Genomic DNA, 25486 nt, shown 5'->3' on the forward strand with positions numbered 1-25486 from the left:
TCGCGAGGGGCGGCCGCGATTGCGGACGGATTGGCGGAGCAACACGGTGCGAAATGCGGTTTCGAACTCCACAAGGTGGAACGCTCAAAGAAACCTACGGTGTAGATCGGTTTCCCGCTAGGCCAGGCCACTTATCGTGCCGCCGTATCCGGCCGTCTCCAGCGATGAAACAGCACCGAGCCGATCCAGCACGCCATGAAGGCCGCGACGATCGCATAGCCGAGCGCGCCGAAATGATCGTTGATTCCGACGATCGCATCCGACACCCCGCCGCTCCAGCCGAAGCGATCCGACAGCAGCCCCAGCGCCTCGACGCCGCCAATCACGATCGCGACCATCGCCGACACGAACGTGATGCTCGCGTTGTAGTAAAGCTTGCGCTTCGGGTCGTCCATCGCCCAGCCGTACGCGTGCACCATCAGCACGTTGTCGGTCGAATCGACAAGCGTCATGCCGGCCGTGAAGAGCGCCGGGAACACGAGGATCGAATAGAGCGGCAGGCCAGTGCTGGCCTGCGACGCAGCGATCGCGAGCAGGCCGATCTCGGTCGCGGTGTCGAAGCCGAGACCGAACAGCACGCCGACCGGATACATGTGCCAGCTTTTCGTGACCAGCCGAAACAGCGGCCGCAATGCGCGCGACAGCAGCCCGGCTGGGGCGAGCGCATCGGCTGACGCTGTGCTCGCAACGTCGCCACGTTGCGTGTGCCGGTAGCGGCGCCACACGTCGCGCAGGACCACGAGATTGACCGCCGCGAGCACCAGCAGGAACGACGCGGAAACCAGTGTCCCGAGCGTGCCACCTACTTCCTTGAAGCTCTCGAAGCGCCCATTCAGCGAATGCGTGGTCCAGGCGATGCCGATCGTCGCCGCGATCACGATCGTCGAATGGCCGAGCGAAAACGCGAGCCCGATCCCGACCGGTCGCATGCCGGTTTGCATCAGCTTGCGCGTAACGGCGTCGATCGCCGCGATGTGGTCGGCGTCGACCGCATGACGCAGACCGAAGCCATACGCGAGCAGCGCGGTGCCGAGCAGCAGCGGGTAGTGGCGAAACGCGATTAGCGCCCACAGCCATGCGCCGAGGTTGGCGGCGAGCAGCATCGCGTAGAGCGCGACTAGGCGAGGGCGCAGCGAGGCGTTAGGCGTCATGTGGCACGAGCGGATGAATGGATAGGTTGATGAGCGGCTTAGTGATCGTGCGGATGCTTGTGGATCGGATCGACCCAGTAGACCGTTTCCGGCTGCTCCACCGCGTCGATGTTCAAATTGACGACGACCGCTTCATTGTCGCTGCGCACGAGCACGCATTCGAGCGGCTCGTCGGTGCTCGCGTTGATCTCCTGATGCGGCACATAGGGCGGCACGAAGATGAAGTCGCCGGGACCGGCCTCGGCGGTGAATTCCAGATGCTCGCCCCAGCGCATGCGCGCCTGGCCGCGCACAACGTAGATCACGCTTTCGAGCGCGCCATGATGATGCGCGCCGGTCTTCGCATTCGGATGGATCGTCACGGTGCCGGCCCAGATTTTCTTTGCGCCGACGCGCGCCGCGTTGATCGCGGCCGCGCGGTTCATGCCCGGCGTTTGCGCGGTGTTGGTGTCGAGCTGATCGCCGCGGATGACCTTCACGCCGTGTTCGCGCCAGTCGATCTGCTGGCTGGCTTCGGCGGCGTCGTGCTCGGCCCGGTAATGCGGATGTTCGTGATCGTGGCTCATCGTGTCTCCTTCTCGGCTGGCGTGCCGCGTTCGAGTCGTGCGCTTCGGTCTTACGATTCAGGCGCGTGCCGCATGGCTGATCAACATTCTGGCACGTTCAAAAAACGGGTGCGTGGCTCGACGATGCAAACGGCGCCATAAAAAAAGCCCGCTCACAGGGAGCGGGCTTCGGCTTGTCGCGCTCAACGCCGCCGCGTCAGCGTCATTGTTTCTTCGTGTTGATCACGGCCTCGGCGACATTGCTCGGCGTCTCGGCGTAATGCTTGAACTCCATCGTGTAGGTCGCGCGGCCCTGGGTGGCCGAGCGCAGCGACGTCGAATAGCCGAACATCTCGGCGAGCGGCACCTCCGCGCGCACCAGCTTGCCGCCGCCGCCCGCGATGTCTTCCATGCCCTGCACCATGCCGCGTCGGCTCGACAGGTCGCCCATCACGTTGCCCATGAAGTCCTCGGGCGTTTCCACCTCGACGGCCATCATCGGTTCGAGCAGGATGGGCTTCGCCTTGCGCATCGCTTCCTTGAACGCTATCGAGCCGGCCATGCGGAACGCGTTTTCGTTCGAGTCGACGTCGTGGTACGAACCGAAAGTCAGCGTGACCTTCACGTCGACGACCGGATAGCCCGCGAGCACGCCGGCTTTCAGCGTTTCCACGATGCCCTTGTCGACCGCGGGGATGAATTCGCGCGGAATCACGCCGCCCTTGATCGCGTCTACGAATTCGTAGCCCTTGCCCTGCTCGGACGGCTCCAGCGTAATCACCGCGTGGCCATACTGACCGCGGCCGCCCGACTGCTTGACGAACTTGCCTTCGACGTCCTCGACCTTGTTGCGCACGGTTTCGCGATACGCGACCTGCGGCTTGCCGACGGTCGCTTCCACGCCGAACTCGCGCTTCATCCGGTCGACCAGAATTTCGAGGTGCAGCTCGCCCATGCCGGAGATGATCGTCTGTCCGGATTCCTCATCGGTCTGCACGCGGAACGACGGGTCTTCCTGCGCGAGACGGTTCAGCGCGATGCCCATCTTTTCCTGGTCGGCCTTGGTCTTCGGTTCGACGGCCTGCGAGATCACCGGGTCCGGGAAGATCATCTTTTCGAGGATGATCACATGGTTAGGATCGCAGAGCGTGTCGCCGGTGGTCGCTTCCTTCAGGCCGACGGCCGCGGCGATGTCGCCCGCGTAGACCTCCTTGATTTCCTTGCGCTCGTTCGCGTGCATCTGCAGGATCCGGCCGAGGCGTTCCTTCTTTTCCTTGACCGCGTTGTAGACCGTGTCGCCCGAGTTGACGACGCCCGAGTACACGCGGAAGAAGATCAGCTGACCGACGAATGGATCGGTCATGATCTTGAAGGCGAGCGCCGAGAACGGATCGTCGTCGTTGGGATGACGCTCGATTTCCTTGTCGTGCTCGTCGTGACCGGTGATCGCGGGCACGTCGACCGGCGACGGCAGATAGTCGATCACCGCGTCGAGCATCGCCTGCACGCCCTTGTTCTTGAACGCGCTGCCGCACAACATCGGCACGATCTGGTTGGCGATCGTGCGCGCGCGGATGCCGTGCTTGATTTCGGCTTCGCTCAGCGGTTCGCCGCCGAGGTACTTCTCGAGCAGTTCCTCGTTCGCCTCGGCCGCGGCCTCGACCATCTTGTCGTGCCATTCCTTCGCGGTGGCCGCGAGTTCAGCCGGGATGTCGCGGTACTCGAACTTGATGCCCTGGCTGTCGTCGTCCCAGTAGATCGCCTTCATCTTGACGAGGTCGACCACGCCCTGGAAGTGCTCTTCCGCGCCGATCGGAATCTGGATCGGCACGGCGACCCCCTTCAGACGATCGCCGATCTGCCGCTGCACGCGGAAGAAGTCCGCGCCGACGCGGTCCATCTTGTTGACGAATGCGATGCGCGGCACCTTGTACTTGTTCGCCTGGCGCCACACGGTTTCCGATTGCGGCTGCACGCCGCCGACCGAGTCGTACACCATGCAGGCGCCGTCGAGCACGCGCATCGAGCGCTCGACTTCGATCGTGAAGTCGACGTGCCCGGGGGTGTCGATGATGTTGATCCGATGCTCGGGATAGTTGCCGGCCATGCCTTTCCAGAACGCGGTCGTGGCCGCCGACGTGATCGTGATGCCGCGCTCCTGCTCCTGTTCCATCCAGTCCATCGTCGCCGCACCGTCGTGAACCTCGCCGATCTTGTGGGTCACGCCGGTGTAGAACAGGATCCGTTCGGTGGTGGTGGTTTTGCCGGCATCGATGTGAGCGCTGATGCCGATATTCCGGTAGCGCTCGATGGGAGTCTTGCGGGGCACGTGAATCTCCTTGTAATGGCGCGCCTGAAACGCATGCCGGGCGACCGCGTGGGCCGCCCGGGGAGTCTGAGTGGTGCTTTATCTGGCGTTACCTTATCGAGATTACAAGGATAGCGCGTCGATTGGTCTTTTGCATGAATCCTGCCAGCCGGCGCGAAGGCCGGTGGCGCGGGGCTGAGCGGGCGAAAAAAAGCCGGCGCCTCGGGTCGAGACGCCGGCTTTTCGCGGGATAGCGTGGGCGGGACGGTGCCCCCGCTCAGAGGCCGCTCCGGGGCCATACGGGGCTGCACGGACACGCGGCCCGGCGGTGAGGGTCTTACTGCGTGATACCCGGCACCGGCGGTAAGCCCTGGACCTGCATGCCCGGCTTGATGCCCTTCGCCGAGAACCAGCCCTTGGGCATTTCCAGCGCGAACACGCCGTTGTGCGTTGGGCAGTGGTTGTTGGTGGTCTCGGCCTGCATCTCGTCGATGTCGGTGATCGTGCCGTCGGCGCGCATGAATGCGATCGACAGCGGGATCAGCGTGTTCTTCATCCAGAAGCAGTGGCCCGCGTTCTCGTTGAACACGAACAGCATCCCTTCGTTCGGCGCGAGCTTCGTGCGATACATCAAGCCCTGTTCGCGGTCCGCGTCGTTGGCGGCGACGGCCGCGTCGATCACGAACATGCCAGCGGTCAGCTTGACGCGCGGAAACTCGCTCGGCAGCTTGGCGCCCGGCGGCATCTGCTGCGCCTGGGCGGGAGCCGTGGTGACGACGAACGACAGCGCCGCGAGCGGCAGTGCTACGGCAATGGCGAAACGCGCCATCGACGAGCGCATGGAAAATCGCACGGCAAGACTCCTTGCTGAAATTGACTCGCGCATGTTACGCGAGCGCGTCAAAAACAAAAAGGCAGATCGCCTTGCGGTGATCTGCCTTACAACGCCGTAAGAACGGCAATGAAGCTAGTTCTTTACTGCGTTTTTACAAGCAACTTACTCCGAAGCTGCCGAAGCTGCAGCTGCTGCCTTCTTGTGCGACTTCTTGTGAGCGTGCTTGGTGGTCTTCTTTGCCGACGAAGCCGCTGCCGGAGCTGCCGGAGCTGCTTCCGGTGCCGATGCTTGTGCGAATGCTGCCGTTGCGAAGAGGCCAGCGACCAGAGCGGCGATCAGTTTGTTCATTTTGTGAATCCTCAGCTTGAGTTAATTAACCAAATGACCCGGCATATGTAGAGTCATGTCGGTAAACGTGCCATCCACCTTTCGGTTGACAGCCGCATCGAACAAATTTTTCGACGCGTCTGCTAGCGTTCGGACCTTCGTACTCGCCGCGAAAACGGCGTATGCAAATGTCTTTAAGGCTGAATGCCGGATAGCTTCGGCGGCATCTGCGTCGGATAACGCGTGGAGTTGCACGGCGGTTGACGCGAATTGCGCGGAAATTTTGATCGTGATGACACGCGCTCAAACCGCGTGGCGCAGGCTCGCGGCGAGCCCACTTGTTTCACGCATTTCGGGCCTGCGTTTCACGCATTATTTTGCGTGCTGCTACAACGGGTTAGCTTGATTGTCACAGCCGTGAAACGGCTTTGGAGTGAGCACGTGCAGGCTGATTCGCGTGTGCGTGAGTTCGGCAGGCGGTGTTGCGGCGATGAACGAACAATCGTCAAATCATGTTCAGGCGACGCCATCCCATGGCGCGTTCGCTCGCAACTCGGTGCTCTGTCCGGGTTGCAGTCCGAGTGAAAAAATGTCAAGCGCACCGATGCCGACGCGCACGAGACGCAACGTCGGAAAACCCACCGCCGCCGTCATGCGACGCACCTGACGGTTCTTGCCTTCGGTGATCGACAGCTCGATCCATGTGGTCGGGATCGCGGCGCGATAGCGGATCGGCGGCGTGCGCGCCCACAGCGAGCTGGACGGTTCAACATAGGTCGCCTGACATGGGCGTGTCACGTAGTCGCCGAGATCGACGCCGCGCGCGAGCTTTTTCAACGCGGCGTCGTCGAGCGCGCCTTCGACTTGCGCCCAATAGCGTTTGACGAGCTTGTGACGCGGCTCGGCGATGCGCGCCTGCAGCGCGCCGTCGTCGGTGAGCAGCAGCAGGCCTTCGCTATCGGAGTCGAGCCGGCCGGCCGGATACACGCCGGGTAGCCTGACCCAGTCGGCAAGCGACGTCCGCGTCTCGTGTGGCGAAAATTGACAGATGGTGCCGAACGGCTTGTTGAGGGCGAGAAGGCGCATAGGAGAGCGATACGGCAGAGCGATACGGCGCGATGATAATGCATAAACCGGGACGCAGATTCTTCTATCTTATAGAGGAGCGTGGCGCGTTCGAGAGGCCGTCTATGTTGGAAAACCCGGAGCGAGGGGCGGCCGCGTCGCGCGTGGGACGTGGGCTAGAATAGCGGCCAGGCCGCTCGCGGCGGTTCGGCATTGCGCGGCGAGGGCGTCTCTTTCGCAGTCTCCCATCAGCTTTTGCACAGCTTTCACTGGAGTCCGATCATGCCGTATCAGCACATCAAGATTCCGACAGGTGGCGATAAGATCACCGTCAACGCCGACTTCTCGCTCAACGTTTCCGACGAGCCGATCATCCCGTACATCGAAGGCGACGGCACTGGTCTGGATATCACGCCGGTCATGCTCAAGGTCGTGGATGCGGCGGTCGAAAAGGCGTACGGCGGCAAGAAGAAAATCCACTGGATGGAAATCTACGCGGGCGAGAAGGCGACCCGGGTGTACGGCCCGGATGTATGGCTGCCGGACGAAACGCTGCAGGCGGTCAAGGAATACATCGTGTCGATCAAGGGGCCGCTCACCACGCCAGTCGGGGGCGGCATCCGCTCGCTGAACGTCGCGTTGCGCCAGGAACTGGACCTCTATGTGTGCCTGCGCCCGGTGCGATATTTGAAGGGCGTGCCGTCGCCGGTGCGCGAGCCCGAGAAGACCAACATGGTGATCTTCCGCGAGAACTCGGAAGACATCTACGCGGGCATCGAATGGCCAGCTGAATCCGAACAGGCGAAGAAGATCATCAAGTTCTTGCGCGAAGAAATGGGCGTGAAGAAGATCCGCTTTCCGGATTCGTCGGGTATCGGCATCAAGCCGGTGTCGCGCGAAGGTACCGAGCGTCTGGTGCGCAAGGCGATCCAGTACGCGATCGACAATGAACGCCGCTCGGTCACACTGGTGCACAAGGGCAACATCATGAAGTACACCGAAGGCGCGTTTCGCGACTACGGCTACGCGCTCGCGCAGAAGGAGTTCAACGCGGAGCTGATCGACGGCGGTCCCTGGATGAAAGTCAGGAATCCGAAGACCGGCGGCGACGTCGTCGTGAAGGACGTGATTGCCGACGCGTTCCTGCAGCAGATCCTGCTGCGCCCGGCCGAATACGACGTGATCGCCACGCTGAACCTGAACGGCGACTACATCTCGGACGCGCTCGCCGCGCAGGTCGGCGGCATCGGAATCGCGCCGGGCGCGAACCTGTCGGATTCGGTTGCGATGTTCGAAGCGACGCACGGCACGGCGCCGAAATACGCGGGCAAGGATTACGTGAATCCCGGCTCGGAAATCCTGTCAGCGGAAATGATGCTGCGCCACCTGGGCTGGTTCGAGGCGGCGGATCTGATAATCAGCTCGATGGAAAAATCGATCCTGCAAAAGCGCGTTACTTACGATTTTGCCCGCCTGATGGAAGGCGCGACCCAGGTGTCGTGCTCGGCATTTGGGCAAGTGATGATCGAAAATATGTAATTGACGCGCCGGGATTATCCGTTTCGCATAAAACCCCCGGCGCCAGCAAACGGCCGGGGTATTTTTTACCCGGAATTTTCGCGCGGCTTTCCGGCCGGAAAATCCGCTGCAATAGAAAGCTGCCGCAAAAAAGAAACCCGGCGCGGAGCCGGGTTTCAAAAAGGACGGGTATCGAAACGTTTCAGGCTGGCGCCTGAATGTTCGATGCCTGCTTGCCTTTCGGGCCTTGCACGACTTCGAAGGTGACCTTCTGGCCTTCCTTCAGCGTCTTGAAGCCATTCATCTGGATGGCCGAGAAGTGTGCAAACAGATCCTCGCCGCCCTCGTCAGGCGTGATGAATCCGAAACCCTTTGCGTCGTTAAACCATTTGACCGTACCAGTTGCCATTCCAACTTCCCCTGTAACTCATGTCACTACCACGAGCCCTCGAAAAGCCACGACCACGCGAGGCAGTCGTTCCCTCCTCACAAGCTCACCATCGGCATTTTTTCGAGATTATGGCTTGGTGAAAAAAGTGCCAGCTTGATTGTTGGGGCTCTTTATTCGAGTGTCAAGAAAATTTTGAGACGTCGTTGTCGCGTTGCAAACAGGCCGCTTTCCAGGGTTTTTACCGCTTCCGTATGTGCGGTGGCGCAAGCGGCGTGGCTTGAAAAGTCGCATAATCCACTCACATGCTGACTGTGCCCGCGGCGCCGACGCCCAGCGCGGCGAGCGCTCGCAGCCAGTACCGGCAGGTTGTGCGATACTCGATCCGACCGCGGTGCAGCACGCGCCGCGCATGACAGGATCGGGGCCGGCACCGCAATCGGCCCGTCGAAAACGCGCAGGCCAGGCCGAACATGACAGCGTCGTGACCGCCGGGTGGCAGCGAACGGGCTCATCGGCCGGGCGGCCGGGTTCTGACAGGATTGCGGGCCTGTCCTAGTTGTTTAGAATGGGTGTATGGCGATTATCCCGGACAAGCAGGACGGCACCGTACTGGAGCGGCAGGAGCAGAAACTCAAGCCGCCATCCATGTACAAGGTGGTGCTGCTGAATGACGACTTCACGCCGATGGAATTTGTCGTGATGATCGTGCAGGAATATTTCAATAAGGATCGTGAAACCGCAACGCAGGTCATGTTGAAGGTGCATCGCGAGGGCAGGGGAGTTTGTGGGGTCTATACGCGGGACATCGCGTCGACCAAAGTCGAGCAAGTCGTTACCCACGCACGGCAGGCCGGGCATCCGCTGCAGTGTGTGATGGAGGAAGCATGATTGCCCAGGAACTGGAAGTCAGCCTGCATATGGCGTTCATGGAAGCGCGCCAGGCAAGGCACGAGTTCATAACGGTCGAGCATCTTTTGCTCGCGCTGTTGGATAACCCGACGGCGGCAGAGGTACTGCGCGCATGCGCGGCCAATATCGAGGATCTGCGCCAGAACCTGCGCAACTTCATTCATGACAACACGCCGACCGTGCCGGGCACGGACGACGTCGACACGCAGCCCACGCTCGGTTTCCAGCGTGTGATCCAGCGCGCGATCATGCATGTGCAGTCCACCTCGAACGGCAAGAAGGAAGTGACCGGCGCGAACGTGCTGGTCGCGATCTTCGGCGAGAAGGACTCGCATGCGGTGTACTACCTGCAGCAGCAGGGCGTCACGCGTCTGGACGTAGTCAATTTCATCTCGCACGGCATCGCCAAGACGAGCAGTTCGGACGCCGCGAAGGCGAGCGATGCGAATGCCGAGTCCGACGAAGCAGCCGCGCAGAAGGAAACGCCGCTCGCCCAGTTCACGCAGAACCTGAACCAGATGGCGAAGGACGGCCGCATCGATCCACTGATCGGACGTGAGTCGGAAGTCGAGCGTGTGGTGCAGGTGCTGTGTCGCCGCCGCAAGAACAATCCGCTGCTGGTCGGCGAGGCCGGTGTCGGCAAGACCGCGATCGCCGAAGGGCTCGCATGGCGCATCACGCGCGGCGAAGTGCCGGACATCCTGGCCGATGCCCAGGTGTATTCGCTCGACATGGGCGCGCTGCTCGCGGGCACCAAGTATCGCGGCGACTTCGAGCAGCGTCTGAAGACGGTGCTGAAGGAACTGAAGGAGCGTCCGCACGCCATTCTCTTCATCGACGAAATCCATACGCTGATCGGCGCGGGCGCCGCGTCGGGCGGCACGCTGGACGCGTCGAACCTGCTGAAACCGGCGCTCTCGTCGGGCACGCTGAAGTGCATCGGGGCAACCACCTTCACCGAATATCGCGGCATCTTCGAAAAGGACGCGGCGCTGTCGCGTCGTTTCCAGAAGATCGACGTGACCGAGCCGACCGTCGAGCAGACGGTCGCGATCCTGCGCGGGCTGAAATCGCGCTTCGAAGAGCACCACGGCGTCAAGTATTCGTCGGGTGCGCTGTCGGCGGCGGCTGAGCTGTCGGCGCGCTTCATCACCGATCGTCATTTGCCGGACAAGGCGATCGACGTGATCGACGAAGCGGGCGCGGCGCAGCGCATTCTGCCGAAGTCGAAGCAGAAGAAGACGATCGGCAAGAACGAGATCGAGGAAATCATCTCGAAGATCGCGCGCGTGCCGGCGCAAAGCGTGTCGCAGGACGATCGCAGCAAGCTGCAGACGCTCGACCGCGATCTGAAGAGCGTCGTGTTCGGTCAAGATCCGGCTATCGATGCGCTGTCGGCCGCGATCAAGATGGCGCGCGCGGGCCTCGGCAAGCTCGACAAGCCGATCGGCGCATTCCTGTTCTCGGGTCCGACCGGCGTCGGCAAGACCGAGGTCGCGAAGCAGCTCGCGTTCACGCTCGGCATCGAGCTGATCCGCTTCGACATGTCGGAGTACATGGAGCGTCACGCGGTGAGCCGGCTGATTGGCGCGCCGCCGGGCTACGTCGGTTTCGACCAGGGTGGCCTGCTGACCGAGGCGATCACGAAGAAGCCGCACTGCGTGCTGCTGCTCGACGAAATCGAAAAGGCGCATCCGGACATCTTCAACGTGCTGCTGCAGGTGATGGACCATGGCACGCTGACGGACAACAACGGGCGGAAGGCGGACTTCCGCAACGTCATCATCATCATGACGACGAACGCGGGCGCCGAGGCGATGGGCAAGTCGGTGATCGGCTTCACGAACCGCCGCGAGGCGGGCGACGAGATGGTCGACATCAAGCGCATGTTCACGCCGGAGTTCCGCAACCGTCTGGACGCGACGATCAGCTTCCGTTCGCTCGATGAGGAAATCATCATGCGCGTGGTCGACAAATTCCTGATGCAGCTGGAAGATCAGCTGCATGAGAAGAAGGTCGATGCGCTGTTCACCGATGCGCTGCGCAAGCATCTGGCGAAGCACGGTTTCGATCCGCTGATGGGCGCGCGGCCAATGCAGCGCCTGATCCAGGACACGATCCGTCGCGCACTCGCCGACGAGCTGCTGTTCGGCAAGCTGATGAACGGCGGCCGCGTGACGGTCGACGTCGATGCCGACGACAAGGTGCAGTTGACCTTCGACGAGCATCCGGCGCCGCGCAATCCGAATCCGGAGGCGGTGGAAGTCGAGTGATGTCAGTCAGGCCGACGTGGCGTTGAGCTGGCCGGACACCAAAGGCAGAACGGCGCGGGTTTTATCCCGCGCCGTTTTTTTATGCTCTGGTTTTTTCTCACGGCGCTCGCCGAAGGCGCCAGCCGCCGCGTCGCAGCAATCGATCAATGCTTGCCGGTGCTACCAAACCCGCCCGCGCCGCGCACGCTTTCCTCGAAGTCATCGACGATATTGAACCCGGCCTGCACGACGGGCACGATCACCAGTTGAGCGAGGCGTTCCATCGGATTCAGCACGAATGTCGTCTCGCCGCGATTCCACGTCGAGATCATCAGTTGGCCCTGGTAATCGGAATCGATCAGGCCGACCAGATTGCCGAGCACGATCCCATGCTTATGGCCGAGACCCGAGCGCGGCAGAATCAACGCCGCATAACCGGGGTCGCCGACGTGGATCGCGAGTCCGGTCGGCACCAGCGCGGTTTCGCCGGGTTTCAGCGTCAGCGGTTCGTTGAGGCAGGCGCGCAGATCGAGGCCGGCGCTACCGGTCGTCGCGTAAGCGGGGAGCTGTTCGCGCATGCGCTGATCGAGAATCTTCAGGTCGAGTTTCATTCAGGTTCGATAGTTGGGGGTGAGATTGGTGAAGGGGCACGCGGCTGACTGGCAACGCCTTTGCGATCAAGCCGCCTGGTTCGAGCCGAGCTGAAACGCGTCGGCGAGCAGTTCGTAGGAGCGCAAGCGCGCACGATAGCTGCCGGCGACGGTCAGCACCATCAGCTCGTCGGCCTGGAACTGCTGCTGTAAATCCGTGAGCCGTTCGGTCACGCGCTCAGGCGTGCCGATGATGCTGCGCGGCTTTTCGCGGTCGATCACGAGCTGTTCGCGCTCGCCATATTCCTGCGCGATGCCTTGCTCGATCGAGGGTATCGGTTCGTTCAGACCATACGCCATCTGCACGCGACGTAGATCAACGGCTTTTTCGAGGTCCGCGGCTTCCTGCTCGGTATCCGCGCAGATCACGAAGACCGCGGCCGCCAGATACGGCCGCGACGCGTCTTTGCCAGGCTGGAAGCGCTCGCGATACGCCAGCGCGACCTGTTTGCCGAAATGCGCGTTGATGAAATGCGCGAACGAAAAGCGGATGCCGAGCTGCGCCGCGAGCAAACCGCCGAAGTCGCTCGAGCCTAGCATCCACAGCTGCGGGCGCGTATCGATCTGCGGCTGCAGCAGCACGCCCTGCGCGAGATGATCGTCGGGCAGCGCGCCGTGCATGAGGCCGAGCAACTCGGCGACCTGCTGCGGAAAATGCTCGCCGCGATTGTAAGCGCCGGCGGCGACTGCCTGCGCGGTGCGCATGTCGCCGCCCGGCGCGCGTCCGACGCCGAGATCGACGCGATTCGGAAACAGCGCCTCGAGCATCATGAACTGCTCGGCGACCTTGAACGGGCTGTAGTACGGCAGCATGATGCCGCCCGAGCCGATGCGAATGCGTTTGGTCACGCTGCCGAGGCGCGCCAGCATCACTTCAGGGCAGGGATTCGACACGCCGCGCAGGCCGTGGTGCTCGGCGCACCAGTAGCGCGTGTAGCCGAGGTCGTCGGCGAGTTGCGCGAGTTCGACGGTCGCGGCGATCGCGTCCGCCACCGAATGGCCGGCGATCACCGGTGTTTGATCGAGCACGGAGAGTAGCGTCATGGCAGTAGTGCTCCAGGTGATTCCGGTCGGCTAACCGGGCAAAGATGGCAGGGCCACACGGGCCCACTGCTGCTCGCTCGTTCAGCCAACCGGACTGATGCCGGGCGGCAGACGCTTCGCGATTTCCGCGATCAGCGCGCGCGCCAGCGTCTGCTTGTCGGCGCGTGGCAGCTTCGTCGCGCGGCCTGCTTCGAACAGAATCACTTCGTTGTCGTCGAGCCCGAACGTTTGCGGCCCCAGATTGCCGATCAGCAGCGGCACGTTCTTGCGCGCGCGCTTTTCCTCGCCGTGGACTTCGAGGTTGTCGCTTTCGGCGGCGAAGCCGACCGCGAACGGCGGCTTCGGCAGCCCGGCGACCGCGGCGAGGATGTCTGGATTCTCGACGAATGAAAAGCTCGGCAGCGCGTGCTCGGCGGTCTTCTTGATCTTCTGATCGCTGACGTGGTCGACGCGCCAGTCGGCCACCGCCGCGACGCCGATGAAAATGTCCGCCTCCGCGACCGCGCGCATCACCGCGTCGTGCATCTGCTGCGCGGTCTGCACGTCCTCGCGCAAGACGCCCCACGGCGTTTCCAGCGCGACCGGACCGGCCACCAGATGCACGTCGGCGCCGGCCTGCTGCGCGGCGCGCGCGAGCGCGAAGCCCATCTTGCCGCTCGAACGATTGGTGATGCCGCGCACCGGGTCGAGCGGTTCGAAGGTCGGCCCGGCGGTCAGCAGCACGCGCCGGCCGGACAGGATTTTCGGCGCGAAGAACGACGCGACCGCCTCGTAGGTCGCGGCCGCTTCGAGCATGCGCCCATCGCCGATTTCGCCGCAGGCCTGCGGGCCCGAATCGGGGCCGAGCACCTCGACGCCGTCCGCGCGCAGTTGCGCGACGTTGCGTTGCGTGGCCGGGTTCTGCCACATCTGCCGGTTCATCGCCGGCACGACGAGCAGCGGGCAGTCGCGTGCGATGCACAGCGTCGACAGCAGATCGTCGGCCATGCCGTGCGCGAGCTTGGCGAGGAAGTCGGTCGACGCCGGCGCGATCACGATCGCATCGGCTTCGCGCGATAGATCGATGTGCGCCATGTTGTTCGGCACGCGACCGTCCCACTGGCTCGTGAAGACCGGCCGCCCCGACAGCGCCTGCATCGTGACGGGGGTGATGAACTGGGTGGCCGCTTCGGTCATGACGACCTGCGCGGTCGCGCCTGCCTTGGTCAGCAGACGCGTGAGTTCGGCGATCTTGTAGCAGGCGATGCCGCCCGTCATGCCGAGGACGAGGTGTTTGCCTGCGAGTTCTGCGGTTGCCAACGAAAGCCTCCGACAAAGCGTGATCGCGCGGCGGCGCGAGGGCGTTGCCCGTCGTCGCCGCGCGCTTCGAACCGGACCTGAGGCACGGCTCGCGCAGCCGCGACCGTGCATCACGTCGGCGACGTTAGCGTGTGCCGCGTACCCGTCGCAGCTCGTCGATCAGGAGCAGGATCGCGCCGATCGTGATCGCGCTGTCGGCGAGATTGAACGCCGGCCAGTGCCAGCCGCCCACGTGGAAATCGAGGAAGTCGATCACGTGGCCGTACGCGAGCCGGTCGATCACATTGCCGAGCGCGCCGCCGAGAATCAGCGCGAGCGCCGTGCAGAACATTTTCTGCCCGCTATGCCGCTTGAGCAGATAGCAGATCACGAGCGCCGCGACCACGCCGAGCGCGGTGAACGCCCAGCGCTGCCAGCCGCCCGCCATCGCGAGGAAGCTGAACGCGGCGCCGCGGTTGAACACGAGAATAAGGTTGAAGAACGGCGTGACCTCGTGCGGCACACCGTAGGCGAACACCTTGCGCACGGCGATTTTCGTCAGCTGGTCGAACAGGATGACGATCAGCGCGATGCCGAGCCAGGGTGCGAGCGAACTGCTTCCGGTGCGCGTTTTCGACATGGTTCTCGCCATTATGCCGCGCTCCTCGATTCGCCACTGCCGAACAGGTTGCTGAAGCAGCGGCCGCACAGCGACGGATGCTCGGCGTTCGCGCCGACGTCCGCGCGATAGTGCCAGCAGCGCTCGCACTTCAGGTACTTCGACGCGATCACTTCGACGCCTTCATCGGCTTCGCTGTCGACCTTGACGACGTTCGCCGCCGACGTGATCAGCACGAACTTCAGGTCGTCGCCGAGGCTCGCGAGTGCGTCGTAACGCGCGCCGCTCGCGCGGATTTCGACTTCCGCCTGCAGCGACGAGCCGATCAGGTCAGCGACCCGCGCCTCTTCGAGCGCCTTGGTCACGTCGCCGCGCACCGCGCGCAGCAACGTCCACTTGTCGAGCAGCGCGCCCGCGTCCGGCACGGCCGGGTACGCGTGGTACGTCTCGGTGAAGATCGTTTCGCTATTGGGCTGGAACACCTTCCACGCTTCTTCCGCGGTGAACGACAGGAACGGGGCCATCACGCGCAGCAGCCCGTGCGCGATGTGGTAGAGCGCGGTCTGCGCCGAGCGGCGGGCGACCGAATCCGCCGCGCTCGTGTAGAGGCGGTCCTTCAGCACGTCGAGGTAGAAGCCGCCCAGGTCTTCCGAGCAGAACGTCTGCAACTTGGCGACGACCGGGTGGAACTCGTACTTCTCGTAGTGCGCGAGGATGTCGTTCTGCAGATTCGCCGACAGCGTCACCGCGTAACGGTCGATTTCGAGCCAGTCTTCGACCGGACGCGCGTGCTGCGCGAAGTCGAAGTCCGACAGGTTCGCGAGCAGGAAGCGCAGCGTATTGCGGATGCGGCGATAGCCTTCCGTCACGCGCTTCAGGATTTCCTCGGAGATCGCGAGCTCGCCCGAGTAGTCGGTCGACGCGATCCACAGGCGGATGATTTCCGCGCCGAGGCGATTTGCGACTTCATGCGGATCGATGCCGTTGCCGAGCGACTTGCTCATCTTGCGGCCTTCGCCGTCGACGGTGAAGCCGTGCGTGAGCAGCGCGTTGTAGGGCGGGCGGCCGTCGAGCATCGACGCGGTCAACAGCGACGAATGGAACCAGCCGCGATGCTGGTCCGAGCCTTCGAGGTACAGGTCGGCCGGAAACTGCAGCTCGTCCTTGTGCGAGCCGCGCAGCACGTGCCAGTGCGTGGTGCCTGAATCGAACCACACGTCGAGCGTGTCGCGGTTCTTTTCGTACAGGTTGGCGTCCTCGCCGATCAGCTCTCGCGGATCGACCGTCTGCCATGCCTCGATGCCTTCCTTCTCGATGCGCTGCGCGACCTGTTCGAGCAACTCCAGCGTGCGCGGATGCAGCTCGCCGGTTTCCTTGTGCACGAAGAACGCCATCGGCACGCCCCACTGGCGCTGCCGCGACAGCGTCCAGTCCGGGCGGTTCGCGATCATGCTGAAGAGGCGCTGCTTGCCCCACGACGGATAGAACGCCGTGTTCTCGATGCCTTCGAGTGCGGTCTCGCGCAGCGTCCTGTCGCCGTCGTTCGGCTTCACGTCCATGCCGGCGAACCACTGCGAAGTGGCGCGGTAGATGATCGGCGTCTTGTGGCGCCAGCAGTGCATGTAGCTGTGCGTGTACTTCTCGGTGCGCAGCAGCGAGCCGGCGCCTTGCAGCGCCTCGACGATCTGCGGATTGGCAGCCCAGATCGACAGGCCGCCGAACAGCGCGAGCGATTCGATGTAGCGGCCGTCGCCCATCACCGGGTTGATGATGTCCGAGTCGGCCATGCCGTGCGCCTTGCACGACACGAAGTCTTCCACGCCGTACGCCGGCGACGAGTGCACGATGCCGGTGCCGGTTTCGGTCGTTACGTAGTCGCCGAGGTAGATCGGCGCGGTGCGCTTGTAGCCCGGATGCGCGGACGCGAGCGGGTGGTTGAAGCGCAGGTTCACGAGCTTTTCGCCCGGCGTCGTCGCGACGACCGTGCCTTCGAGGCCGTACAGCTTCAGGCACGCCTCGACGCGTTCCTCAGCGAGGATCAGCAGGCCGCGCGGCGTGTCGACGAGCGCGTAGACGAGTTCCGGATGCAGGTTCAGCGCCTGGTTGGCGGGGATGGTCCACGGCGTGGTAGTCCAGATCACGATGCCGCCTTCGTTGCGCGGCAGCGCGGCGAGTCCGAACGCCTGCGCGGTCTTCTCTGGTTCGGCGAAGCTGAACAGCACGTCGATGGTCGGATCGGTCTTGTCCTTGTACTCGACTTCCGCTTCGGCGAGGGCCGAGCCGCAGTCGAAACACCAGTTGACCGGCTTCAGGCCGCGGAATACGTAGCCCTTTTCCATGATCTTCGCGAGCGCGCGGATTTCGCCGGCTTCATTCGCGAAGTTCATCGTCTTGTACGGATTGTCCCAGTCGCCGAGCACGCCCAGACGGCGGAAGCCCGCCTTCTGCTTCTCGATCTGCTCGGTCGCGTAGGCGCGCGCCTTCTGCATCACTTCGGCCGCCGGCAGCGACTTGCCGAACTGCTTTTCGATCTGGATTTCGATCGGCATGCCGTGACAGTCCCAGCCCGGCACGTAGACCGCGTCGAAGCCCGCCAGATTGCGCGCCTTGACGATCATGTCCTTCAGGATTTTGTTCACCGCGTGACCGAGGTGGATGTCGCCGTTCGCATACGGCGGGCCGTCGTGCAGGATGAACTTCGTGCGGCCCCTGGAGGCGGCGCGGATCTTGTCGTACACCTTGCGTTCCTGCCAGTCCTTGACCCATTGCGGCTCGCGCTTGGGCAGGTCGCCGCGCATCGGGAACGGTGTGTCGAGCAGGTTGACCGGGTAGCGGGACTGCGGTTTCGAATCAGCTTTCTTGTTGCTCATGATGTGGGTGGCGGTGAATTCGTTTCTATGCGTAGCGGCGCGCGGATTGCGCGCTGCGCGAGGAGCGTGGGACGCGCCCGGCAGGCGGCTCCGCGTGAAGCACGGACGCCCTTCGATGCGCGCGGCGACGGTTCGTGCGGCGCGGCGCACCGGCCCGAACCGCGGTGGTTATCTAATTCGGTCGGTGGCCGAGGTGGCGAAACCGGTGGAACGGCTGCCCGGCGTGCCGGCGCCGACCGCAGCGAACCATGCGCGGGCATTGGCGACGTCGCGCGCGATCGCGGCGGTCAGCGTTTCGAGATCGACGAACTTCTCCTCGTCGCGCAGCTTCTTCAGAAATTCGACGCGCACGAGTTTGCCATACGCGTCGCCGTGCCAATCGAGCAGGTGCACTTCGAGCAGCACACGGCCGGAATCGTCGACGGTGGGGCGCAGGCCGAGGCTCGCGACGCCGGGCAGCGGTTGCTCGGCGATGCCGTGCACCTGTACGACGAAGATGCCGGCCAGTGCCGGACGCTTGTGCGCGATCGGCAGATTGAGCGTCGGAAAGCCGAGATCGCGGCCGAGCTTCATGCCATGGGTAACGTGGCCGCTGATCAGATAGTCGCGGCCGAGCGCTGCGCGCGCCGAGTCGAGGTCGCCCGCGACCAGCGCCGCGCGCACGCCCGAGCTCGAGATGCGCGCGCCCGACGGATCGGCGACCGTCGCCATCTGTTCGACTTCGAAACCGTACTGCTTGCCGGCCGTGCGCAGCGACGCGAAATCGCCGGCGCGCTTCGCGCCGTAGCGGAAGTCGTCGCCGATCATGATCCAGCGCGCGTGCAAGCCGTTGACGATGATCCGCTCGACGAACGCATCTGGCGACTGGCTCGCGAACGTGTGATTGAAGTGCTCGACGACGACCCGGTCGACCCCGTTGGTGCGCAGCGCCTCGAGCTTGTCGCGCAGCATCGCGATGCGCGGCGGCGCGCCGGCCGGGTTGAAGAACTCGCGCGGGTGCGGCTCGAAGGTCATCACGCAGACGGGCAGGCCACGCGCGTTCGCGGCCGCGCGCACGTGGGCGAGCAGAGCCTGGTGGCCGCGGTGGACACCGTCGAAGTTGCCGATGGTCAGCGCGCACGGCGCGCGGCTCTCGGCATTGGGAAGGCCGCGGAAGACTCTCACGATAGCGGGTTGCAGGCGTTGCTGCGATTGCAATAGGGGCGCGGGCGGGGTGCCGCAAAACAATCGATTATAAACGCTTGGCGCAACAGACGGCTGCGCGGTCGCGGTCCGGCGATTGCCGAATGATAAAATCCGCGCATGAAAAAACTCGTCATCCTGATTTCCGGGCGGGGTAGCAACATGGAAGCCATCGTGCGCGCCTGCGCGAGCGAGGGCTGGCCGGCGCGGGTCGCCGCCGTGATTGCTAACCGTCCCGATGCCGCGGGGCTCGCGTTCGCGGCGTCGCATGGCATCGCCACGGCGGTGGTCGACCACCGCCAGTTTCCGGATCGCGACAGCTTCGACGCGGCACTCGCCGAGCAGATCGACGCCATCGCGCCGGACCTCGTCGTGCTCGCGGGCTTCATGCGCGTGCTGACCGAGCGCTTCGTCGACCACTACGCGGCGCGCATGCTGAACGTGCACCCGTCATTGCTGCCGAGCTTTCCTGGTCTGAAGACCCATCAGCAGGCGCTCGACGCCGGCGTGCGGTTCCACGGCGCGTCGGTGCATTTTGTCACATCAAAGCTGGATCACGGGCCGATCGTCTTGCAGTCCGCGGTGCCTGTCGAGGCGGGCGATACCGCACAGACGCTCGCCGCACGCGTGCTCGCCACCGAGCACATCATTTATCCACGCGCGGTGCGCTGGTTCGTCGAAGGGCGTCTCGCTCTGGACGGCTCGCGCGTCACGCTTACGCCGTCGGAGCCGCAATGGCTCTTTGCCGGTCACACCGCCGGAGAGGGCGCATGAGATTGCATGGTTTCCTGATTGGACAAACTGAAACGCTGCTGGCCGAAGTGCTTCGGCTGAACGGCCCCGCCGACGCCGCCACGAGCCGCTTCTTCCGCGCGCATCCGAAGCTCGGGCACGCCGAGCGCGGCGTGATCGCCGAGGCGGTGTTCGCCGTGCTGCGCCGCAGGATGGAGTTCGCGCATCTGGCCGAAAGCGGCACTGGCAGCCCCGCGCGCCGCATGGCGCTGCTGGGCCTGATGCAGACGGCCGGACGCTCGGCGCTCAAGCCGTTCGTCACCGAGGCCGAGGCGACCTGGCTCGAACACGTGGCGAAGATCGACCCGGAAAGCCTGCCACTGCGGATTCGCCTGAACCTGCCCGACTGGATCAGCCAGGCGCTCAGCTCGCGCTTTGAGGCCGCCGAGCTCGCGCAGCTGGCCGCCGCGCTGAACTACCCGGCGCCGCTCGATCTGCGCGCGAACCCGATCAAGGCGAGCCGCGACGACGTGCTGGGTGCGCTGTCGAAGGCTGGCATCGAGGCGGGCGCGACGCCGTTCGCGCCGCTCGGGGTGCGCGTGGTCGGCAAGCCGGCGCTCACCAAGCTCGACGCGTTCCAGCAGGGCTGGCTCGAAGTGCAGGACGAGGGCAGCCAGCTGCTGTGCTCGCTGGTCGCACCTCGGCGCGGCGAGATGATCGTCGATTTCTGTGCGGGCGCGGGCGGCAAGACGCTGGCGCTCGGCGCGGCAATGCGCTCGACCGGCCGGCTCTACGCGTTCGATATCTCCGAGCGGCGTCTCGCGAAGCTGAAGCCGCGTCTCGCGCGCAGCGGCCTGTCGAACGTGAACCCGGTGCTGATCGACAGCGAACACGACGCGAAGATCAAGCGTCTGGCTGGCAAGATCGACCGCGTGCTCGTCGATGCACCGTGCAGCGGCCTCGGCACGCTGCGCCGCAACCCGGATCTGAAGTGGCGCCAGTCGCCGGAGTCGGTCGCCGAGCTGGCGCCGAAGCAGGCGTCGATTCTCACGAGCGCGGCGCGTCTCGTGAAGAAGGGCGGCCGGCTCGTCTATGCTACGTGCTCGATTCTCGAAGCCGAAAACGAGGCGGTCGTGCAGCAGTTCCTCGCCGATCACCCTGATTTCGCGCTGGTGCCGGCGCGCGACGTCCTTGCCGAGCAGCGTATCGAGCTGGAGATGGGCGACTACCTGTCGCTGTGGCCGCACCGCCACGCGACCGACGGCTTTTTCGCCGCCGTGCTCGAGCGCCAGAGCTAGGCAACCGGCTGCAGGCCGGCGCGCGGATTGGCGGATGAATCCGCGCGCGCCGGCCATTCCGGCGACATCCATGCATACGACTTTACCCACATGTTCAGCGACATCGCGCGCGACTTCGGTCAGCGCGTGATGCTGTGGCAGGTCGCGATCCTGCTTGCGGCGCTGCTCGTCGCGTGGCTGCTCGCGCGGACGCTGCGCCGCCGCATCAAGCGGCCGCAATCGACGCGCGACGAGAGCCTGAGATTCGGCATGGAAAGCCTCGACCGGGCGGCTTTTCCGCTGATCGGAGCGGCACTGGTGTGGCTCGCGCGGGCGATCGCCGGCCAGTTCATGGACACCACGCTGCTCGATCTGGCGCTGGTGCCGCTCGCCGGCATCGGGCTGATCTACATCGTGTTCTTCTTCGGCGGGTGTTCAACCGCGAAGGTGGCGAGCATCGGTGGCTGTTTCTCGTCGAGAAGATCGTGTCGGTAGTCGTATGGATCGGCATGGTACTCACGCTGTTGGGCATTCAGAACGCCGTGATCGCGTGGATGGACAGCGTGAGCTTTGACGTCGGTAATGCGCATATGACGCTGCTCGCCCAGGCCGCCGCCGACGTGCCGCGGGTGCTACGCGAACCGGCGCCGGCGCCATTTCTGGTCGGCTTTGGCCGGGACGGCATCAATCTCGAGTTGGGTTTCCGGATCGAAGACGCGGCGAGCGGCACGCGTGGCGTGCTCTCGACCGTCAACTGCAATATCTGGCGTCTCTTTTCCGAGCACGGCATCACTATTGCGCTCCCGCAACGCGAGGTGCGCATCGTCGGTCAGGCAAGCGGCGCAATGCCGCACCCGGTGGCGATGACCGATCCGGTTTCCGACACCACCCCGATCCGGCGCTCAGGCCCGCCGACCGTGCCGCCAACGACGGCCGTTAAGCCCCGTTTCGCGCCGCGCCAAGGCATGTGCCAGTGCCCAGGCAATCGCTATCGACTTGATAGCGCACAAAAAATCCCTATTTGTTACAAACACTTGGAACCCTTCAAGTAGAATATCGTCCTATCCCGCTGTATGCTTTCACTTTCATGACACACGCGCCGCGTGTGCTTCGTATCTCTCGTTCTGCAGGTAACTTACCTTGTTGAATTCTTTGCTCGATTTCCTTGCCCACGGGCTGCTGCGTTTCTCGTGGTGGCAACTCGTCGTGTACACGCTGATCGTGACGCACATCACGATTATCGGCGTGACCGTCTATCTGCATCGCTGCCAGGCGCATCGCGCGCTGGATCTGCACCCGATCGCCAGTCATTTTTTCCGCTTCTGGTTGTGGATGACCACCGGCATGCTGACCGGCCAGTGGGCCGCGATTCACCGCAAGCACCACGCGAAATGCGAGACCGAAGAGGATCCGCACAGCCCGCAGACGCGCGGCATCTGGAAGGTGCTGCTCGAAGGCGCCGAGCTCTATCGCACCGAAGCGAAAAACGAAGAAACGATGCGCAAGTTCAGTCACGGCACGCCGAACGACTGGATGGAGCGCAACGTCTACACGAAATACCCGATTCTTGGCGTAAGCCTCATGATGGTGATCAACGTCGCGCTGTTCGGCGTCGTCGGCCTGACCATCTGGGCCGTGCAGATGGTGTGGATCCCTTTCTGGGCCGCGGGCGTGGTCAATGGCCTCGCGCACTTCTGGGGCTATCGCAACTTCAATTCGTCGGATGCGAGCACCAACATTTTCCCGTGGGGCATCATCATCGGTGGCGAAGAGCTGCATAACAATCACCACACGTATGCGACGTCGGCGAAGCTGTCGAACAAGTGGTACGAGTTCGACATTGGCTGGATGTACATCCGCATCATGCAGGCGTTTCGTCTGGCCAAAGTGAAGAAGGTCGCACCGACGCCGCGCCTGACCACCGGCAAGCTCGTGCTCGATCAGGACACGCTGCAGGCCGTGCTCGCGAACCGCTACGAAGTGATGGCGCGTTACGCGAAAGCGATCAAGCGCGCATACCGCCAGGAGCTCGCGCATCTGAAGGAAGTCGGCGCGCGCGAAAAGTATCAGGTGATGCGTGGTGCGCGCAGTTGGTTCCACAAGGAAGAGGCGGGCCTGAACGAGCCGCAGAAGCTCCAGCTGCCGCAGATTTTCGCGAACAGCCAGAAGCTGAAGACCTACATCGACATGCGCAACGAACTGGCGGCGATGTGGGAGCGCTCCAACGCGTCGCGCGAGCAATTGCTGGTGCAATTGCAGGACTGGTGCCATCGCGCAGAGCAGAGCGGTATCAAGGCGCTGCAAGACTTCGCGATGCGACTGCGTCGCTATGCCTGAAATCCATTAAAATTTCAGAACGTCACAAAACCCCGCGTTGGCGGGGTTTTGCGTTTTTGGGCCGTGGAAAAGCATCGCATGTGTAGCGCGAGCGGCAAGCCGCGGCGGCCAGGTGAGGGCAGAGGACATGATGGAGCAGCAGGCGATCAGGACCGTCGAATACGATCGGCCACAGGCGCAGGGCACGACCTGCGGGATCGGGCAGGCGTGGGCGAAGGTGCCCGAGACGCCGTCGGCGGAAGAAAAGCGGGCGCTGAAGGCGCGCATTCGCGAATTACTCAAGCGCGAGAAAGCGGTGCTGGTCGCGCACTATTATGTCGACGCCGAATTGCAGGAACTCGCCGACGAAACCGGCGGTTGCGTGGCCGATTCGCTGGAAATGGCGCGCTTCGGCCGCGATCACGAGGCGCAGACGCTGGTGGTCGCGGGCGTGCGCTTCATGGGCGAGACCGCAAAAATCCTCAGTCCAGACAAGCGCATTCTGATGCCGGATCTGGATGCGACCTGTTCGCTCGACCTCGGTTGTCCGGTCGACGAGTTCTCGGCGTTCTGCGACGCACACCCGGACCGCACGGTGGTCGTGTACGCGAACACGAGCGCGGCCGTGAAGGCGCGCGCGGACTGGATGGTGACGTCGTCGATCGGGTTGGAGATCGTCGCCGATCTGCATGCGCGCGGCGAGAAGATCATCTGGGCGCCGGACCGTCATCTCGGCAGCTACATCCAGGGCAAGACCGGCGCGGACATGCTGATGTGGCAGGGCTCGTGCCTCGTGCACGACGAATTCAAGGGCATCGAACTCGATCTGCTGCGCGCCGATTATCCGCACGCGAAGGTGCTCGTGCATCCGGAGTCGCCGGCCAACGTGATCGCCCAGGCGGACGTGGTCGGCTCGACCACGCAGTTGATCGACGCCGCGCAGAAGCTCGACGCGACGCACTTCATCGTCGCGACCGACCTCGGCATCCTGCACAAGATGCAACTCGCCGCGCCCGGCAAGACGCTGATTGCCGCGCCGACGGCCGGCAACAGCGCGACCTGCAAGAGCTGCGCGCATTGCCCGTGGATGGCGATGAACGGACTCGCCAATCTGGCCGATGTGCTCGAGCGCGGCCACAACGAAATCTTCGTCGAGCGTGGGATCGGCGAGCGTGCGCGTCTGCCGATCGATCGCATGCTCGATTTCGCGGCGCGTCACAAGAAGCGCGTGCAGGCGAGCGGCGATCTCGCGCGCGACGCGCAACTGTATTCGAATGTGGGGGCAGCGTAATGAAGGTGGTGGAGAAGGCGCCTGAGCAGGTAGTGGCGCGCGAAGGGGCCGACGCAGTGTCGCCGCTTTTCGCGGCGATTCACGCGCAATATGGCGTGGCGTTCGACGCGGCGCTCGCACGCAATGTCGCCGATGCACTCGCCGAAGATATCGGCACCGGCGATCAGACCGGCCGCCTCGTGCCTGCCGATGACGTTCGCGACGCGCGCATCATCGTGCGCGAGGAAGCGGTACTGTGCGGCGTGCCGTGGTTCGACGCGGTGATGCGCGCGGTCGATCCTCGCATCGTAGTTCAATGGCGTTACCGCGAGGGCGACCGCATGAGCGCCGATACGACGGTCTGCGATCTTCGCGGGCCGGTGCGAGCGCTGCTGACCGCCGAGCGCAACGCGGTGAATTTCCTGCAGCTGCTGTCGGGCGTGGCGAGCGCGACGCGCCGCTATGTCGACGCGATTGCTCACACGCACGCGCGCGTTCTCGATACGCGCAAGACGCTCCCGGGCTTGCGGCTCGCGCAGAAGTACGCGGTGCGCATCGGCGGCGGTGCGAACCAGCGGCTCGCGCTGTACGACGGCATTCTGATCAAGGAAAACCATATCGCCGCGGCCGGCGGCTTGGGCGCGGCGATGGACGCGGCGCTCGCGTTGAATGCGGGCGTGCCGATCCAGATCGAAGTCGAAACGCTTGAACAACTGGAAACTGCGCTCGCGCATGGCGCGCAGTCGATCCTGCTCGACAACTTCTCGTTCGACATGATGCGCGACGCGGTTCGCATCACGGCCGGGCGCGCGGTGCTCGAAGTGTCCGGCGGCGTGAATTTCGAGACCGTGGGCACGATCGCGGAGACTGGCGTGGATCGCGTGTCGATTGGCGCACTGACCAAAGACGTGCGCGCGACCGACTACTCGATGCGGATCGTTTGAGCG

General features: G+C 63.9%; 21 protein-coding genes and 1 pseudogene. 9 read left to right on the forward strand and 13 right to left on the reverse strand.

The window, feature by feature from the left end:
* Nucleotides 1-131: 131 nt before the first annotated feature.
* From OKW38_RS22570 to OKW38_RS22595, 6 genes are all read right to left on the reverse strand, one after another.
* Complete coding sequence (locus OKW38_RS22570) at nucleotides 132-1151, reverse strand: HoxN/HupN/NixA family nickel/cobalt transporter (RefSeq protein WP_429363116.1); 1020 nt, start codon at nucleotides 1149-1151, stop codon at nucleotides 132-134.
* 38 nt (nucleotides 1152-1189) lie between these two features.
* Nucleotides 1190-1717 (reverse strand): cupin domain-containing protein, encoded by a 528-nt coding sequence (locus tag OKW38_RS22575; RefSeq protein WP_429363118.1) that lies wholly within the window; start codon nucleotides 1715-1717, stop codon nucleotides 1190-1192.
* Nucleotides 1718-1919: 202 nt separating this feature from the next.
* The gene (gene fusA / locus OKW38_RS22580) at nucleotides 1920-4025 is read right to left on the reverse strand and encodes an elongation factor G (protein ID WP_090801583.1); all 2106 of its coding nucleotides are present in this window, start codon (nucleotides 4023-4025) and stop codon (nucleotides 1920-1922) included.
* A 316-nt stretch (nucleotides 4026-4341) separates the two neighbouring features.
* Nucleotides 4342-4857, reverse strand: coding sequence for a DUF192 domain-containing protein (locus OKW38_RS22585; protein ID WP_429363120.1), 516 nt, complete (start codon nucleotides 4855-4857; stop codon nucleotides 4342-4344).
* Nucleotides 4858-5001: 144 nt separating this feature from the next.
* Nucleotides 5002-5187 carry a hypothetical protein gene (locus OKW38_RS22590; RefSeq protein WP_090801582.1) on the reverse strand — a complete coding sequence of 62 codons (186 nt, stop codon included), beginning with the start codon at nucleotides 5185-5187 and terminating at the stop codon, nucleotides 5002-5004.
* A gap of 495 nt (nucleotides 5188-5682) precedes the next feature.
* Nucleotides 5683-6252, reverse strand: coding sequence for a pseudouridine synthase (locus OKW38_RS22595; RefSeq protein ID WP_429363122.1), 570 nt, complete (start codon nucleotides 6250-6252; stop codon nucleotides 5683-5685).
* Between the two features lie 261 nt (nucleotides 6253-6513).
* Here OKW38_RS22595 and icd point away from each other — a divergent pair, with 261 nt between their 5' ends.
* Nucleotides 6514-7770: an NADP-dependent isocitrate dehydrogenase gene (gene icd, locus OKW38_RS22600; RefSeq protein ID WP_090801579.1), complete on the forward strand. Its 1257-nt coding sequence runs from the start codon at nucleotides 6514-6516 to the stop codon at nucleotides 7768-7770.
* A gap of 181 nt (nucleotides 7771-7951) precedes the next feature.
* On the opposite strand, the gene OKW38_RS22605 is transcribed toward icd, so the two are convergent.
* The gene (locus tag OKW38_RS22605; RefSeq protein ID WP_007180614.1) at nucleotides 7952-8158 is read right to left on the reverse strand and encodes a cold-shock protein; all 207 of its coding nucleotides are present in this window, start codon (nucleotides 8156-8158) and stop codon (nucleotides 7952-7954) included.
* Between the two features lie 555 nt (nucleotides 8159-8713).
* Here OKW38_RS22605 and clpS point away from each other — a divergent pair.
* Both clpS and clpA read left to right on the forward strand, forming a co-directional pair.
* Complete coding sequence (clpS, locus tag OKW38_RS22610; protein WP_008919570.1) at nucleotides 8714-9028, forward strand: ATP-dependent Clp protease adapter ClpS; 315 nt, start codon at nucleotides 8714-8716, stop codon at nucleotides 9026-9028.
* Nucleotides 9025-11322, forward strand: a complete 2298-nt coding sequence (gene clpA / locus OKW38_RS22615; protein WP_090801577.1) for an ATP-dependent Clp protease ATP-binding subunit ClpA — start codon at nucleotides 9025-9027, stop codon at nucleotides 11320-11322. Before clpS ends, clpA begins: the two co-directional genes overlap by 4 nt.
* A gap of 143 nt (nucleotides 11323-11465) precedes the next feature.
* Here clpA and dut read toward each other — a convergent pair whose 3' ends face one another.
* The 6 genes from dut to OKW38_RS22645 all read right to left on the reverse strand — a co-directional run bounded on the left by dut (nucleotide 11466) and on the right by OKW38_RS22645 (nucleotide 18926).
* On the reverse strand, nucleotides 11466-11912 hold the full coding sequence (dut, locus tag OKW38_RS22620; protein WP_429335217.1) for a dUTP diphosphatase: 447 nt from the start codon (nucleotides 11910-11912) through the stop codon (nucleotides 11466-11468).
* 66 nt (nucleotides 11913-11978) lie between these two features.
* On the reverse strand, nucleotides 11979-12995 hold the full coding sequence (locus OKW38_RS22625) for an LLM class flavin-dependent oxidoreductase (protein WP_090801576.1): 1017 nt from the start codon (nucleotides 12993-12995) through the stop codon (nucleotides 11979-11981).
* Between the two features lie 81 nt (nucleotides 12996-13076).
* The gene (gene coaBC / locus OKW38_RS22630) at nucleotides 13077-14294 is read right to left on the reverse strand and encodes a bifunctional phosphopantothenoylcysteine decarboxylase/phosphopantothenate--cysteine ligase CoaBC (protein WP_429363124.1); all 1218 of its coding nucleotides are present in this window, start codon (nucleotides 14292-14294) and stop codon (nucleotides 13077-13079) included.
* Between the two features lie 124 nt (nucleotides 14295-14418).
* Entirely contained in the window at nucleotides 14419-14925 is a 507-nt protein-coding gene (lspA, locus tag OKW38_RS22635) for a signal peptidase II (protein ID WP_429335214.1), read from the reverse strand.
* A complete protein-coding gene (gene ileS, locus OKW38_RS22640) occupies nucleotides 14925-17762 on the reverse strand; it encodes an isoleucine--tRNA ligase (protein ID WP_429363126.1) in 2838 nt (945 codons plus the stop codon). The genes lspA and ileS overlap by 1 nt, the downstream gene beginning before the upstream one ends.
* A gap of 168 nt (nucleotides 17763-17930) precedes the next feature.
* Complete coding sequence (locus tag OKW38_RS22645) at nucleotides 17931-18926, reverse strand: bifunctional riboflavin kinase/FAD synthetase (protein WP_184051586.1); 996 nt, start codon at nucleotides 18924-18926, stop codon at nucleotides 17931-17933.
* Nucleotides 18927-19064: 138 nt separating this feature from the next.
* Between OKW38_RS22645 and purN the strand changes: the two genes are divergently transcribed.
* The 6 genes and pseudogenes from purN to nadC all read left to right on the forward strand — a co-directional run bounded on the left by purN (nucleotide 19065) and on the right by nadC (nucleotide 25483).
* A complete protein-coding gene (purN, locus tag OKW38_RS22650; RefSeq protein WP_090801571.1) occupies nucleotides 19065-19718 on the forward strand; it encodes a phosphoribosylglycinamide formyltransferase in 654 nt (217 codons plus the stop codon).
* Nucleotides 19715-20974, forward strand: coding sequence for an RsmB/NOP family class I SAM-dependent RNA methyltransferase (locus tag OKW38_RS22655; protein ID WP_090801569.1), 1260 nt, complete (start codon nucleotides 19715-19717; stop codon nucleotides 20972-20974). The genes purN and OKW38_RS22655 overlap by 4 nt, the downstream gene beginning before the upstream one ends.
* Before the next feature lie 90 nt (nucleotides 20975-21064).
* A pseudogene (locus tag OKW38_RS22660) lies at nucleotides 21065-21804 on the forward strand (hypothetical protein); the annotation flags it as partial.
* A gap of 289 nt (nucleotides 21805-22093) precedes the next feature.
* Nucleotides 22094-23290: a DesA family fatty acid desaturase gene (locus OKW38_RS22665; RefSeq protein WP_090801568.1), complete on the forward strand. Its 1197-nt coding sequence runs from the start codon at nucleotides 22094-22096 to the stop codon at nucleotides 23288-23290.
* A 130-nt stretch (nucleotides 23291-23420) separates the two neighbouring features.
* Entirely contained in the window at nucleotides 23421-24560 is a 1140-nt protein-coding gene (gene nadA / locus OKW38_RS22670) for a quinolinate synthase NadA (protein WP_429336597.1), read from the forward strand.
* Nucleotides 24560-25483 (forward strand): carboxylating nicotinate-nucleotide diphosphorylase, encoded by a 924-nt coding sequence (gene nadC / locus OKW38_RS22675; protein WP_429363127.1) that lies wholly within the window; start codon nucleotides 24560-24562, stop codon nucleotides 25481-25483. Before nadA ends, nadC begins: the two co-directional genes overlap by 1 nt.
* Nucleotides 25484-25486 lie beyond the last annotated feature (3 nt).

Source organism: Paraburkholderia sp. MM5496-R1 (assembly GCF_050436205.1).
Lineage (GTDB): Bacteria > Pseudomonadota > Gammaproteobacteria > Burkholderiales > Burkholderiaceae > Paraburkholderia > Paraburkholderia tuberum.